General features: G+C 69.4%; 7 protein-coding genes and 1 pseudogene. 5 read left to right on the top strand and 3 right to left on the bottom strand.

All coding sequences use genetic code 11. The features are described 5' to 3' along the window. Positions 1 to 263: 263 nt before the first annotated feature. The 5 genes from ACIQM4_RS25715 (at position 264) to ACIQM4_RS25695 (ending at position 8,747) form a co-directional block, all read left to right on the top strand. Positions 264 to 3,962: a nitrate reductase subunit alpha gene (locus ACIQM4_RS25715; protein WP_401595951.1), complete on the top strand. Its 3,699-nt coding sequence runs from the start codon at positions 264 to 266 to the stop codon at positions 3,960 to 3,962. Continuing rightward, the gene (gene narH, locus ACIQM4_RS25710) at positions 3,962 to 5,701 is read left to right on the top strand and encodes a nitrate reductase subunit beta (protein WP_401595949.1); all 1,740 of its coding nucleotides are present in this window, start codon (positions 3,962 to 3,964) and stop codon (positions 5,699 to 5,701) included. The genes ACIQM4_RS25715 and narH overlap by 1 nt, the downstream gene beginning before the upstream one ends. Beyond that, positions 5,698 to 6,333: a nitrate reductase molybdenum cofactor assembly chaperone gene (narJ, locus tag ACIQM4_RS25705; protein ID WP_401595946.1), complete on the top strand. Its 636-nt coding sequence runs from the start codon at positions 5,698 to 5,700 to the stop codon at positions 6,331 to 6,333. Before narH ends, narJ begins: the two co-directional genes overlap by 4 nt. Continuing rightward, positions 6,330 to 7,064 carry a respiratory nitrate reductase subunit gamma gene (narI, locus tag ACIQM4_RS25700; protein WP_401595942.1) on the top strand — a complete coding sequence of 245 codons (735 nt, stop codon included), beginning with the start codon at positions 6,330 to 6,332 and terminating at the stop codon, positions 7,062 to 7,064. Before narJ ends, narI begins: the two co-directional genes overlap by 4 nt. A 249-nt stretch (positions 7,065 to 7,313) precedes the next feature. Beyond that, positions 7,314 to 8,747 carry an MFS transporter gene (locus tag ACIQM4_RS25695; RefSeq protein ID WP_401596265.1) on the top strand — a complete coding sequence of 478 codons (1,434 nt, stop codon included), beginning with the start codon at positions 7,314 to 7,316 and terminating at the stop codon, positions 8,745 to 8,747. Positions 8,748 to 8,985: 238 nt separating this feature from the next. On the opposite strand, the gene ACIQM4_RS25690 is transcribed toward ACIQM4_RS25695, so the two are convergent. The 3 genes and pseudogenes from ACIQM4_RS25690 to ACIQM4_RS25680 all read right to left on the bottom strand — a co-directional run bounded on the left by ACIQM4_RS25690 (position 8,986) and on the right by ACIQM4_RS25680 (position 13,229). After that, entirely contained in the window at positions 8,986 to 10,989 is a 2,004-nt protein-coding gene (locus ACIQM4_RS25690; RefSeq protein WP_401595939.1) for a SpoIIE family protein phosphatase, read from the bottom strand. A gap of 235 nt (positions 10,990 to 11,224) precedes the next feature. After that, positions 11,225 to 11,515, bottom strand: a pseudogene (locus ACIQM4_RS25685) (excinuclease ABC subunit UvrA); the annotation flags it as partial. Positions 11,516 to 11,606: 91 nt separating this feature from the next. Further along, positions 11,607 to 13,229, bottom strand: coding sequence for a DHA2 family efflux MFS transporter permease subunit (locus tag ACIQM4_RS25680; RefSeq protein ID WP_401595937.1), 1,623 nt, complete (start codon positions 13,227 to 13,229; stop codon positions 11,607 to 11,609). Positions 13,230 to 13,339: the final 110 nt, after the last annotated feature.

The following is a 13,339-nucleotide window of genomic DNA, read 5'->3' as shown; positions in this document are numbered from 1 at the left end:
CTACCCCCTCCGGGACGGGAGTGCGGACCTCACCCGTCCGAGGGCGGCACCCCGGCGGGCCCTTTCCCGGCGGTGCGCGCCTCAACCGAAGGGCGCAAATGTCACCCGCTCGCGCCCAGGCCCAAGGCGGACCCGGCAGCCGGGCCGCCTCGGGTGCCCGTCACTGCGCCAAATGGCCCAGCGGTGTGGCAGGACACGTCCACGGAGCGTTCCGCGGAGTTGTCTGATGGGGGCGACACCCATCACACGAGGGAGGATCCGCCGTGCCCGACGAGACGTCAGAGCCAGGGGCGCTGCTGCTCAGGACCGGGAGGTTCTTCCGGCCGGGAACCGCCGCGGCGGACCTGCACAGTGTGGAGCTCAAGGGGGGACGCGAAGGAGACGTCTTCTACCGGGACCGTTGGAGCCATGACAAGGTGGTCAACTCCACGCACGGCGTGAACTGCACCGGCTCGTGCCGTTGGAAGGTGTACGTCAAGGACGGCATCATCACCTGGGAGACCCAGCAGACCGACTACCCGTCGGTGGGGCCGGACAGTCCCGAGTACGAGCCGCGCGGCTGCCCCCGCGGTGCCGCCTTCTCCTGGTACACGTACTCGCCCACCCGGGTCCGCTACCCGTACATCCGGGGTGTCCTGCTGGAGATGTACCGGGAGGCGCTGGGCCGGCTCGGTGACCCGGTACTCGCCTGGGCCGACATCCAGGCCGACCCCGACCGGCGCCGCCGTTACCAGCAGGCCCGGGGCAAGGGCGGACTGGTCAGGGCCAGTTGGGACGAGGCGGTCGATATCGTCGCCGCCGCGCACGTGCACACGATCAAGACCCACGGACCCGACCGGGTGGCCGGATTCTCCCCGATCCCGGCGATGTCGATGGTGTCGCACGCCGCCGGCGCACGGTTCATGTCCCTGATCGGCGCTCCCATGCTGTCGTTCTACGACTGGTACGCCGACCTGCCGATCGCCTCCCCCCAGGTGTTCGGCGACCAGACCGACGTCCCGGAGTCCGGCGACTGGTGGGACGCGGCGTACCTGATGATGTGGGGATCCAACGTCCCGGTCACCCGCACCCCCGACGCCCACTGGATGGCAGAGGCCCGCTACCGCGGCCAGAAGGTCGTGGTGGTCGCACCTGACTACGCGGACAACGCCAAGTTCGCCGACGAGTGGCTGCACCCGCATCCCGGCACCGACGGCGCGCTCGCGCTGGCCATGGGGCATGTGGTGCTCAAGGAGTTCTTCGTCGACCGTCAGGTCCCCTTCTTCACCGACTACGTACGCCAGTACACGGACCTGCCGTTCCTCATCACCCTCACGGAGAAGGACGGTGCGTGGGTCCCGGGCAAGTTCCTGCGCTCGGCGGACCTCGGGGACACGCAGGAGGGGGCCGAGTGGAAGACCGCGGTCCTGGACGAGAAGACCGGCCGGCCGGCCGTTCCCAACGGGTCCCTGGGGTTCCGGTGGACCGACTCGGGCAAGGGCAGCTGGAACCTCGACCTCCAGGAGATCAGCCCCCTGCTGTCGCTGTACGGCGACGGGCGCGCCGCCGGGGTGGAGGTGCTGCTGCCGCGGTTCGACACCGAGGGCGGTGAACACGGGCAGGGCCGGGGAGACGTGGTCAGCCGTGGCGTACCGGCCACCCGTCTCGGCGGGCAGGACGGCCCGCTGGTCACCACGGTCTTCGACCTCCTCCTCGCCCAGTACGGGGTCGGCCGTGACGGGCTGCCCGGACAGTGGCCCGACGGCTACGACGACACGGAGACACCCGGCACCCCGGGCTGGCAGGAGGTGCACACCTCGGTGCCCGCCGCCCGGGTCGTCAAGATCGCGCGGGAGTTCGCGCAGACGGCGGAGAAGTCCAAGGGCCGGTGCATGATCCTCATGGGCGCCGGCACCAATCACTGGTTCCACTCCGAGACCATCTACCGTGCCTTCCTCGCCCTGCTGCAACTGACGGGCTGCCAGGGGCGCAACGGCGGCGGCTGGGCGCACTACGTCGGCCAGGAGAAGTGCCGGCCGGTGACGGGCTGGGCCACCCTCGCGTCGGGCGCCGACTGGTCCCGCCCGCCGCGCCAGATGATCGGCACCGCCTACTGGTTCCTGAACACCGACCAGTGGCGCTACGACCGCTTCTCCGCGGACGTGCTGGCCTCCCCGCTGGGCGAAGGCCGCTTCGAGGGCATGACCGGCGCGGACGTCCTGGCCGCGTCCACGCGAGCAGGCTGGATGCCCTCCTACCCGACTTTCGACCGCAACCCGCTCGACCTGGCCGACGAGGCGGACGCGGCGGGCAAGACGCCCGACCAGCACGTCGTGGACGAGCTCAAGGCGGGCACTCTGGGGTTCGCCTGCGAGGACCCCGACGCGCCGCAGAACTGGCCGCGCGTCCTGACCCTGTGGCGCGCCAACCTCCTCGGCTCCTCGGCCAAGGGGGCCGAGTACTTCACCAAGCACCTGCTGGGCACGCACTCCTCGTTGCGCGCGGAGGAAGCCTCCGAGGACGAACGGCCGCGCGACGTGAAGTGGCACGAGCAGGCTCCGGAAGGGAAGCTCGACCTCCTGCTGTCCATGGATTTCCGAATGACCTCCTCCACCCTGCTGTCCGACGTCGTGCTGCCCGCCGCCACGTGGTACGAGAAGCACGACCTGTCGACCACCGACATGCACCCCTTCGTCCACTCCTTCACCCCCGCCGTCGACCCGCCGTGGCAGGCGCGCACCGACTTCGACGCCTTCCACGCGCTGGCCGGGCGGCTCAGTGAACTGGCCCGCGCACACCTCGGCACGCGCCGGGACCTCGTGGCCACCGCGCTGCAACACGACACACCGGGCGAGGTCGCTCAGCCCGGGGGAGTGATGCTGGACTGGCGCAAGTGCGAATGCGAACCCGTGCCGGGCAGGACCATGCCGAGCCTGACGGTCGTGGAGCGGGACTACACGGCCGTCGGGGCGAAGATGGCCGCGCTCGGACCATTGGCGGAGGAGCTCGGGCTGCCGGCGAAGGGCATCGCGCTACGGCCCGACGAGGAGGTCGTGTCCCTCGGCCGGCTGAACGGCACGGCACGAGGCGGACCCGCCGACGGCCGCCCCCTGCTCGACACCGCCGTCAAGACCGCCAACACGATTCTGGCCCTGTCGGGCACCACCAACGGACGGCTGGCCACCCAGGGCTTCCGCACGCTGGAGGAGCGCACCGGGCAGGAGATGGCGCACCTGGCCTCCGAGCACGAGGGCAAGCGGGTCTCCTACGCCGACACGCAGGCCGCACCAGTCCCCGTCATCACCTCGCCCGAGTGGTCGGGAAGTGAGTCGGGCGGCCGGCGCTACACCGCGTTCACCCTCAACACCGAACATCTCAAGCCGTGGCACACCCTCACCGGCCGCCAGCACTTCTTCCTCGACCACGACTGGATGCACGAGCTCGGCGAGGCGCTGCCGATCTACCGGCCGCCGCTGGACATGCACCGGCTGTTCGGCGAACCGGCCCTGGGCCCCGGCGGGCACCAGGAGGTGACGGTCCGCTACCTGACCCCGCACAACAAGTGGTCCATCCACTCCGAGTACCAGGACAACCTCTTCATGCTGTCGCTCTCGCGCGGCGGCCAGATCATCTGGATGTCCCCGCAGGACGCCGAAGCCATCGGCGTCAAGGACAACGAGTGGATCGAAGCGGTCAACCGCAACGGAGTCGTCGTGGCGCGGGCCGTCGTCTCGCACCGGATGCCCGCCGGCACCGTCTACATGCACCACGCCCAGGAGCGCACCGTCAACGTCCCCAAGGCCGAGGCCACGGGCAGACGGGGCGGCATCCACAACTCCCTGACCCGGCTGATCCTCAAACCCAGCCATCTCATCGGCGGTTACGCGCAACTCTCCTGGGCCTTCAACTACCTGGGTCCCACCGGGAACCAACGCGACGAAGTGACCGTCATCCGGCGGCGCAGCCAGGAGGTTCAGTACTGATGAGGATCATGGCTCAGATCGCGATGGTCATGAACCTCGACAAGTGCATCGGGTGTCATACCTGCTCGGTCACCTGCAAGCAGGCGTGGACCAACCGCAGCGGCATGGAGTACGTCTGGTTCAACAACGTCGAGACCCGGCCGGGACAGGGATACCCGCGGCGCTACGAGGACCAGGCCAAGTGGCGCGGCGGCTGGGAACTCAACCGGCGCGGTCAGCTCAAGCTGACCTCGGGCGGCCGGTTCAGACGCCTCGCGTCGATCTTCTCCAACCCGGTCATGCCCGAGATCAAGGACTACTACGAACCCTGGACCTACGACTACAAGAACCTCACCAACGCGCCCCTCGGCGACGACTACCCGGTGGCGCAGCCCCGCTCCCTCATCTCGGGCAAACCCATGAAGATCGAGTGGAGCTCCAACTGGGACGACAACCTCGGTGGCGCGAGCGAGCACGGCGACCTCGACCCCATGGTGGCCAGGACCCGCGAGAAAGCCGCGGAAAGGGTGCAGTTCGCCTTCGAGCAGACCTTCATGTTCTACCTGCCGCGGATCTGCGAACACTGCCTGAACCCTTCCTGCGTCGCCTCGTGCCCGTCCGGCGCGATGTACAAGCGCAGCGAGGACGGCATCGTCCTGGTCGACCAGGACCAGTGCCGAGGCTGGCGGCAGTGCGTCACGGCCTGCCCGTACAAGAAGGTCTACTTCAACCACCGCACCGGCAAGGCCGAGAAGTGCACCCTGTGCTATCCGCGCCTGGAGGTGGGTCTGCCCACCGTCTGCTCGGAGACCTGCGTCGGACGGCTGCGCTACCTCGGCGTCATCCTCTACGACGCGGACAAGGTCACCGCGGCCGCCTCCACCACGGAGGACAAGGACCTCTACGAGGCCCAACTGGGCGTCTTCCTCGACCCGGAGGACCCCGAGGTGCGACGGGAGGCCGAGCGCGCGGGCATCGGTCACGACTGGATCGAAGCCGCCCGCCGTTCCCCCGTGCACGCTCTGATCAGCAAGTACAAGGTCGCACTGCCCCTGCACCCGGAATACCGCACCATGCCCATGGTCTGGTACATCCCGCCGCTCTCCCCGGTCGTCGATGCCCTTTCCGACACCGGCTTCGACGGCGAGGACGCGAACAACCTCTTCGGCGCCATCGACGCCCTGCGCATCCCGCTGGAATACCTCGCGGAGATCTTCACCGCCGGGGACATGGGGCCGGTGCGTGCCTCGTTGGAGAAACTCGCGGCAATGCGCTCGTACATGCGCGCGATCAACCTGGGTGACGAGCCCGACGACGACCTCGCGCACTCGGTCGGGATGAGCGGCCGGGAGATCCAGGAGATGTACCGCCTGCTCGCGATCGCCAAGTACGACGACCGCTACGTCATCCCCACCGCGGCCATGGGCGACGCCAAGCGGCTCGAAGAGTCCGCCGTCCCGGACACCTGCAGCCTGGACTTCGAGGACGGCCCCGGCATGGGCGGCTCAGGCCCCTTCGGAGAGGCGTCCGGCGCCGTCCCCGCAGTGGCCGTCGAGAACTTCCACGCACTGCGCGACCGCCAGAGCGCCGACGAGTCCGCCGACACCTCGGGCACGCGCGGCCGGGTCAACCTCCTCAACTGGGACGGCAACGGGCGCCCCGCAGGCCTCTTCCCCCGTACGGACCCCGAAGCCACCGACGGACCGGAACGCCCGGACGGGACCGACCGGCCCGGCAACGACGAGGAGACCAGCCGATGAGCCGGGACGACGGTCGCGAAACCGCCCTGCTGCACCAGGCCGCCGCCCGCTGCCTCGTCTACCCGGACGAGACTCGCCGCGCGGACCTGCCGATGCTGGACGCCGCCCTGGCGCCCCTGCGTGTGCCGGCTGCCACCCTCCTGCGCGACTTCGTCGCCCACGCGGCCGCGACACCGCCGCAGGAGCTTGCCGCCCACTACGTCCAGGTCTTCGACTTCAAGAACCGTCGCTGCCTCTACCTCAGCTGGTGGGCGGACGGCGACACCCGCCGGCGCGGCATGTCCCTCGTGCGTTTCAAACAGGTCTACCGGGCGCACGGACTCGAATTCACGGACGAGGAACTGCCGGACTACCTCCCCGCCGTCCTCGAATTCGCCGCCGCCACCGGTCATCTGGAGCTCCTGCACGAACACCGGCCGGGACTGGAACTTCTCCGGCTGGCCCTCACCGAGGCCGACACCCCGTACGTGAAACTGCTCGAAGCGGTGTGCGCCACCCTGCCCGGCCCCTCACCCAGGGACCGTGCGGCTGCCATGGCCATGATCCGCAACGGTCCTCCGCGTGAGGACGTCGGCCTGGAACCCTACGGACAGTTCGACCTGCTGCCCGTCCTGACCGGAGAACCCTCATGAGCATCGCGGACCGCCTGCTGTGGAGCGCCCTGCCCTACGTCGTCATCGCACTGCTGATCGCGGGCACCGTCTGGCGCTACCGCTACGACAAGTTCGGCTGGACCACGCGCTCCTCACAGCTCTACGAGTCCAGACTGCTCCGCGTGGCCTCACCGGTCTTCCACTACGGCATCCTGTTCGTGTTCGCCGGCCATCTCATGGGCCTGTTCGTGCCGACAGCCTGGACCGCGTGGGCCGGACTCTCCGAGCACAACTACCACCTGGTCTCCCTCTTCGGCGGCACCGCAGCGGGCGTCCTGACCGTCCTGGGCATCGGCCTGCTCCTGTACCGCCGGCGCACCAACGGACCGGTCTTCCTGGCCACCACCCGCAACGACAAGCTCATGTACCTGGTACTGCTCGGTGCGATCGTGATGGGGATGTGGGCGAAACTCACCAACTCCTCGGTGAGCAGCGGCTACGACTACCGCGAGACCATCGCGCCCTGGGTGCGCAGCATCTTCGTCCTGCAGCCCGACGCGGCAGCCATGGACGGTGTACCGCTCACCTACCAGATCCACGTCGTGATCGGGCTGACGCTCATCGCGTTGATCCCGTTCACCCGGCTGATCCACATGTTCAGCGCACCGGTCCAGTACCTCTTCCGCCCCTACATCGTCTACCGCAGCCGGGACCAGGGACAGCTGGGACCCCGCCCGGACCGGCGCGGGTGGGAACGCATCGACTCCTGAACCAGTTCCACCTTCGCGGACGCCCGAGCACCGGTGGATCAGCTCCTGGTACCAGCCCTGCGAGGTCTGGGGCCCTTCGTGCCGGAAGGACATCTCCGCGGGCGGAATCACCCCCGGCGTGGTGTGGTGTGGGGTGTGAGTAGCCACGAAGCAGGAGCCTCCGCAGTCCGGCGTGAGCCTGCAAGCACCGGCGGAGGCCCTGGCGCACACCGCTGGTGGGCCCTGACGGTCATCGCGCTCGCTCAGCTGATGGTCGTACTCGACGCCACCATCGTGAACATCGCCCTGCCCTCCGCCCAGCGCGAACTGGGCCTCACCAACGGCAACCGGCAGTGGGTCATCACCGCCTACACCCTCGCCTTCGGCGGACTGCTGCTCCTCGGCGGCCGGATCGCGGACCTGGTGGGGCGCAAGCGCACGTTCGTCATCGGACTGGTGGGGTTCGCCGCCGCATCGGCGCTCGGCGGGGCCGCCACCGGTCCCGCGATGCTCTTCGGGGCCCGGGCGCTGCAAGGCGTCTTCGCAGCCGTACTCGCGCCGTCCGCCCTGTCACTGCTCACCACGACCTTCACGGACGGCAAGGAGCGCGCGAGGGCGTTCGGCATCTACGGCGCCATCGCGGGAGCCGGAGGTGCCCTGGGCCTGCTGCTGGGCGGCATCCTCACGGAGTACCTGGACTGGCGCTGGTGCCTGTACGTCAACGTACCCATCGCCGTGGTCGCAGTCGTCGGCGCGCTCTACCTGCTCCACGACGCCGCAGGCCACCGAGAGGCAAGCCTGGACGTCCCCGGGGTGGTCCTCGGCTGCGGCGGGCTCGTTGCCGTCGTCTACGCACTCAGCGAAGCCGAGTCGCGCGGCTGGACCTCGCCGTTGGTGCTGACGCTGCTCCTCGGAGGCCTTGTGGTGCTGGGGGTGTTCACCTGGTGGCAGTCACGGGCCCGGCACCCCCTGCTTCCGCTGCACATCGTGAAGGACCGCAACAGGGGCGGCTCGATGCTCACCATGGGTCTGGCCACCATCGGCATGTTCGGGATGTTCCTGTTCATGACCTACTACCTCCAGAACATCCTCGGCTACTCGCCGGTGAAGACCGGCTTCGCGTTCCTGCCCATGTCCCTGGCCATCATCATCGGATCGACGCAGATTTCCGCCCGGCTCCTCAACCGTGTACCGCCGCGGTTCCTCATGGGCCCCGGACTCCTGCTCGGTGCGGCAGGCCTGTTCACGCTCACCTTCCTGGGCACCCACTCCAGTTACGCGGCACACCTCCTGCCAGGAATGCTGCTGCTGGGTCTGGGGCTGGGACTGACCTTCATGCCGGTCATGGCCACGGCCACCACCGGCGTGGCTCCGCAGGACGCCGGCGTCACTTCCGCAAGCGTCAACACCGCCCAGCAGATCGGCGGTTCCGTCGGCACGGCGCTGCTCAACACGATCGCCACCACCGCCACCGCCTCCTTCGTGGCGTCCCACCTGAGCCGAGCGGCCCGGACGGGCCGGCTGACCCCGCAGGAGAAGACCGACATCGTCAACTCCGGTGTCGTTCACGGATTCACGGTGGCCACCGGCTGGGCCGCCCTGATCATGCTCGCCGCTTCCGCGACCGCCTTCGTCCTGGTCAATGCCCGCGCACCGGGCAGCGCGGAGACCGGCAGGACCGGCCCGGGGGCGGCGTCGGCCTGAGCGTCCGCGTCAGCGACCTCCGCCCTCACCGGCCGGGCCCCGCACTCGGTCCTGACGTCCTGACGTAGACCGACGCGTGCGGACGCCGCCCAGTACCTCGCCCTACTGGCCGGACTCCGCCACGGCTGCCGAACCCGCTCGCCACCAGGCCGGGCTGGGGACGGACATCGGGAGGCGCTGCGCCCCTTTCTCCGACTCCGCGCCGACGCCTCTTCTCACCCCCCGGCACGCGGCGGCGTCAAAGGGACCGCTGCGTACGGCGGACCAGCAGGACCGCCCGGTCGTCCTGGTGCTCGGTGCAGACCGCGCAGCTCATCAGTGCGTCGGCGACCTCCTCGACCGGCCGGCCCCGCAGCTCCTCCATGGCCCGTGCGACCAGTGCCGTGCCACTGTCCACACCGAGCTGGGGCCCCTCCACCACGCCGTCGGTGAACAGGGCCAGGGTTTCGCCCTCGGCCAGGACACCGCGGGAGAGCGGGTAGCGCGTGCCTTGCATGACACCCAGGGGCAGCGCTCCCGGCGTCTCGTCGGTGTAGGCCTCGCCCGCCGAGAGACGTACGGGGGGTACGTGACCGGCGCGCGCCGACCGGATGCGTCCCTGGGGGTCGAGCAGGACGTACAGGCAGGTGGCGAATCCGGGAGTGCCCATCTGGAGCATCAGTTCGTTGGTCCGGCGCAGCACCCGGTCGGGCGAGGGGTCCTGCCAGGCGTACGCGTGCATCGCCGTGCGCACCTGCCCCATCAGCGCCGCCGCCTGGATGTTGTGGCCCTGCACGTCGCCGATGATGCAGGCAACCGAACCGTCCGGGAAGGCGATGACGTCGTACCAGTCGCCACCCACCTCCAGCCCTTCGTGGGCGGGCAGGTAGCGGGTCGCGATCTCGTAGCCGTCGGTGGCCGGCAGCACGGCGGGCAGCATGTCGCGTTGCAGCACACCGGCCAGTTCCACCCGCGCCGAGCTGAGCCGGATCCGTGCCCAGGCCTGCCCGGCCAGTTCCGCGGTGAGGTTCAGCAGCGTCCGCTCCTGTTCGGTCGTGCGGTGCGGGCGGTCGTACGTGATGACCCAACCGCCCAGCGGTACGTCCGCCTCGGCGGCGAACGGAACCATCAGGAACGACTCCGCCGTCGTCGCGTCCAGCAGGTGGTGGGCCTGGGGCCATGCCGCTCGATAGTCGGCCCGCGAGTCGATGACCTCCATGCGGTTCTTCCGGATCGCGTGGGCCAACGGTTTCGGCGCGTCCAGCGCCATGCCGTCCAGCGAGTGGGCCATGGCGGGGTCGATTCCGTCCCCGAAGGTGACCCGCAGCCGGCGTCCCTCCTCGACGAAGGCCAGCAGGGTTCCGGTACCGGCGAACGCGGGCGCCACCTTGTGCAGGATCGCCTCGGTGAGCTCCTCCTCCGTCTTGGCCGCGATGAAAGCAGCCGCGAGTTCACGGACCAGCCGGCTCTGCCGACTGTGCTCCTCCGCCAGGGCCTCCCTGCGTCGCACCGCGTGCGTGTGGTCCGCGGTGGACCCCACGATCTGGCGCGGACCCTCAAAACCGAGCCGCATGATGCCGGAGAGCGAGCTGAGCCACCGGTAGCCGCCCTCGCCGTCGGGGTAACGAAAGCTTATGTCGACCAAGTCGCTCTCCCCGCGCCGCAGCTTCCAGAACGCCTCGGCGACCCCGGACACGTCGTCAGGGTGCAGCTGATCCATGACGGTCTGCAGCGGAAGGTGGCCCGCGGCGTGGTGGCGGCTGTGCACGAGGTCGTTGGAGATCCACCGAAACCGGTCGGCCTCTTCGTCGTACGCCCACACCGACTGCCCGCGCAGACCGGCCGCGGCGTGCAGTACGGCCCAGTTCTCCCAGCCGGGTCCCGGGCGGGTGAGTTCGACGGTGGCGACGAGCCGGCCGTCGGCGGCCCGTTCCCGGGTCGCCGTGACCACACACAGCACCCGCTCACCCCGCACGCCGAGTACCAGGGGCCGCCTGGTGACCGCCTCCGGCGTGGGTACGGCGTCTGCCGCGGATGCGCCGGTGGCCGACGCGGTCTCCCTCAGCAACCGCATCGCGGCCTGCGCCTGGTCGGGCACGGCGAGGTCGGCGAAGGTACAGGACCGCAGCACGTCCGCTGTGTCGCCCAGCAGCGCACAGGCCCGCGCGTCCGCGTCGAGGATCGGGCCACCGCACGCCGCACCCGGCGAAAGATCCACGACGAGGCGGGCGTTCAGCAGGCTGTCTGGGGGAAGGGCAGGCATGAAAAGCTGACTTTCTGGCCGGAGGTGGCCTTCTCCCGCCCGGGGAAGACGGTCAGGGCTGATCGTTTACGACACATCACGGGCACGACTTCCCACTCAAACAGGTCGCGGTGGTGACACCGCAGAGTCTTTGGTCCGCTTCCGCGGCGCTGAAAGCCCCGCCCGCTCATGACCAGCTGGGCTGCCGGGACGGTGACCGAATCCGCGTCGACCCCGACCAGCGTGAGCTGCCCGTGCGGTTGACGATGATCGCCGCGGTGACGCCTTCCAGGACATCGACGTCCGGGCGTTCCATCTGCGGCAGAAGGCCCTGGACGAAAGCTGGGTAGGTCTCGTTCAGCATGCGTTGCGACTCGGCGGCGATCGTGCCGAAGACCAGGGAGCTCTTACCGGAGCGGGAGACACCGGTGAACACGGTGAGTGCGTGCTTGGGGATGTCGACGCTGATGTTCTTGAGATTGTGTGTGCGGGTGCCTGCGATGTGAATCACCCGCTGTGCGGCACCGCACGGGTCGGCCGGGGTCATGGTCACGGTGTCCTTCGCGGGGCGGAGCGCGGGGCCGGGCGGACGCCGGGCTGGAGAGGGACGTGCCGTCCGGCCCCGCGGCAGTGACGTGTCAGTGGGTGAGCTGTTCGGCCGGTTCGGCTTCGCTCGTGGCCCGGGGTCGCTGGGCGGGGATGAGCAGGGTGGCGAGGACGCCCAGGGCCAGGAGGCCCGCGGCGATGTAGGAGCCCAGGGCGACTCCGCTTGCCATGGCCTCGCGGGCGGCGTGAGCGACGCTCTCGGTCGCAGGGTTCGCCGCGAGCGGGGCGATGGCGGCGCCCGCGCTGTCGGTGACGGTTGCGGCGTACCGGTTGGCTTGTGCGGCGGACATGTGTGCGTCGGTGAGCGTGGAGCGCACGTGCTGGCTGAGCGTGGAGAAGAACACTGTGGTCAGCACCGCGATCCCGAGGGCGGAGCCGACCTGGCGGAAGGTGGACTGGATGCCCGACCCCTGACCGGCGGCACTGTTGGGGACTTCGGCGAGGACGACGTTGGTGACCTGCGCCGTCGCGAAGCCCACGCCGATGCCGTAGACGAACAGCGGGATCGCGATCGACCACCAGGGTGCCGACGTGGTGGCCGCGACCACGCCGAGCGCGGCCAGCGCCACGGCTTCCAGGGCCAGACCGATGCGGACCAGGCCGAGCGCGGACATCTTTTCGGCCAGGACGAAGCTCATGCCGCTGGCGAAGAAGCTGCCCAGAGCGAGCGGCAGCAGTGCCGTACCGGCCTGGAGGGCGGAGTAGTCGAGAGTGAATTGCAGCCACAGCGGCAGCACCGCGATGATGCCGAACTCACCCAGCCCGATGATCACGGTGGCGATGTTGCCGTTACGGAAGGAGGAGATCGAGAACAGGCGTGTGTTCATCAACGGCTCGACGCGACCCTCGGACCGGCTGAGGTTCACCTGCCGTCGCACGAACCAGACCAGCAGGATCACCGCAGTGGCGAGCGCCACGAAGACCGGCGACAGCCCGCCGTCCCAGGACAGTCCGAATACGTCGAACGGCTCGGTGCTGGTCACCCAGCCGTAGGTCCGCCCCTCGACCAGGCCGAAGGCCATGGCCGCCAGTCCCAGCGCGGAGAGCACCGCGCCGGGCACGTCCACCCGGCCGCTGGTACGCGGAGAGGGGGCGATGAACGCAAGCGTCAGAGCCACGATCACCGCCACGAGCGGGAGGTTGATCCCGAAGGCCCACCGCCAGGTCGCGTGCTCCGACAGCCAGCCGCCCAGGACCGGACCCACTGCGGTCGCCGCACCGATCGTCGACCCCCACACCGCGAACGCCTGCCCGCGGGCCTTGCCCGTGAAGGTCTGGTTCAGGAGTGACAACGACGTAGGCAACAGCATCGCGCCGGCCGCTCCCTGCAGGAACCGCGCGAGGATGAGGACCTCACCGCTGGAAGCGAGCCCCGCCAGCAGGCTCGTCGCCCCGAACAGGACGCTCCCCACCACAAATACCCGGCGGGCACCGAGCAGGTCCGCGAGGCGCCCGAAGATCAGCAGGAGCGCCGCGAAGACTATCGCGTACGACTCCTGGATCCATTGCGCCTGCGTCGAATTGATCTTGAGGTCGTCGATCACCGACGGCGTGATCACGTTCACGATCGTGGTGTCCACCACGATCATCGAGACTCCGAGTGCGATCCCGACCAGGCCCCACCACTGGCGGGGCCCCACTGCCTGGCTCTGCATAGCCCTGGCCTTCCCTTCATTTGGTTCCACGATCTAACAGTATCAGCGTGGAACTAGTAGACAGTGAAATCTTTCCAGGGCCAAACCGTTAGATAGGCGTAGGATCGGAG

Origin of the sequence: Streptomyces sp. NPDC091272, assembly GCF_044757485.1 — a bacterium.
In the GTDB taxonomy this organism is placed as follows: domain Bacteria; phylum Actinomycetota; class Actinomycetes; order Streptomycetales; family Streptomycetaceae; genus Streptomyces.
The sequence above is the reverse complement of the archived record's forward strand: the minus strand, read 5'-3'. Positions and strand labels throughout refer to the sequence as shown.

Coding starts and splice junctions, on each gene's coding strand:
- ACIQM4_RS25695 (WP_401596265.1), top strand. CDS start 7,314: ATGGTCGTACTCGACGCCACCATCGTGAACATCGCCCTGCCCTCCGCC.
- ACIQM4_RS25680 (WP_401595937.1), bottom strand. CDS start 13,229: ATGCAGAGCCAGGCAGTGGGGCCCCGCCAGTGGTGGGGCCTGGTCGGG.
- narH (WP_401595949.1), top strand. CDS start 3,962: ATGAGGATCATGGCTCAGATCGCGATGGTCATGAACCTCGACAAGTGC.
- narI (WP_401595942.1), top strand. CDS start 6,330: ATGAGCATCGCGGACCGCCTGCTGTGGAGCGCCCTGCCCTACGTCGTC.
- narJ (WP_401595946.1), top strand. CDS start 5,698: ATGAGCCGGGACGACGGTCGCGAAACCGCCCTGCTGCACCAGGCCGCC.
- ACIQM4_RS25690 (WP_401595939.1), bottom strand. CDS start 10,989: ATGCCTGCCCTTCCCCCAGACAGCCTGCTGAACGCCCGCCTCGTCGTG.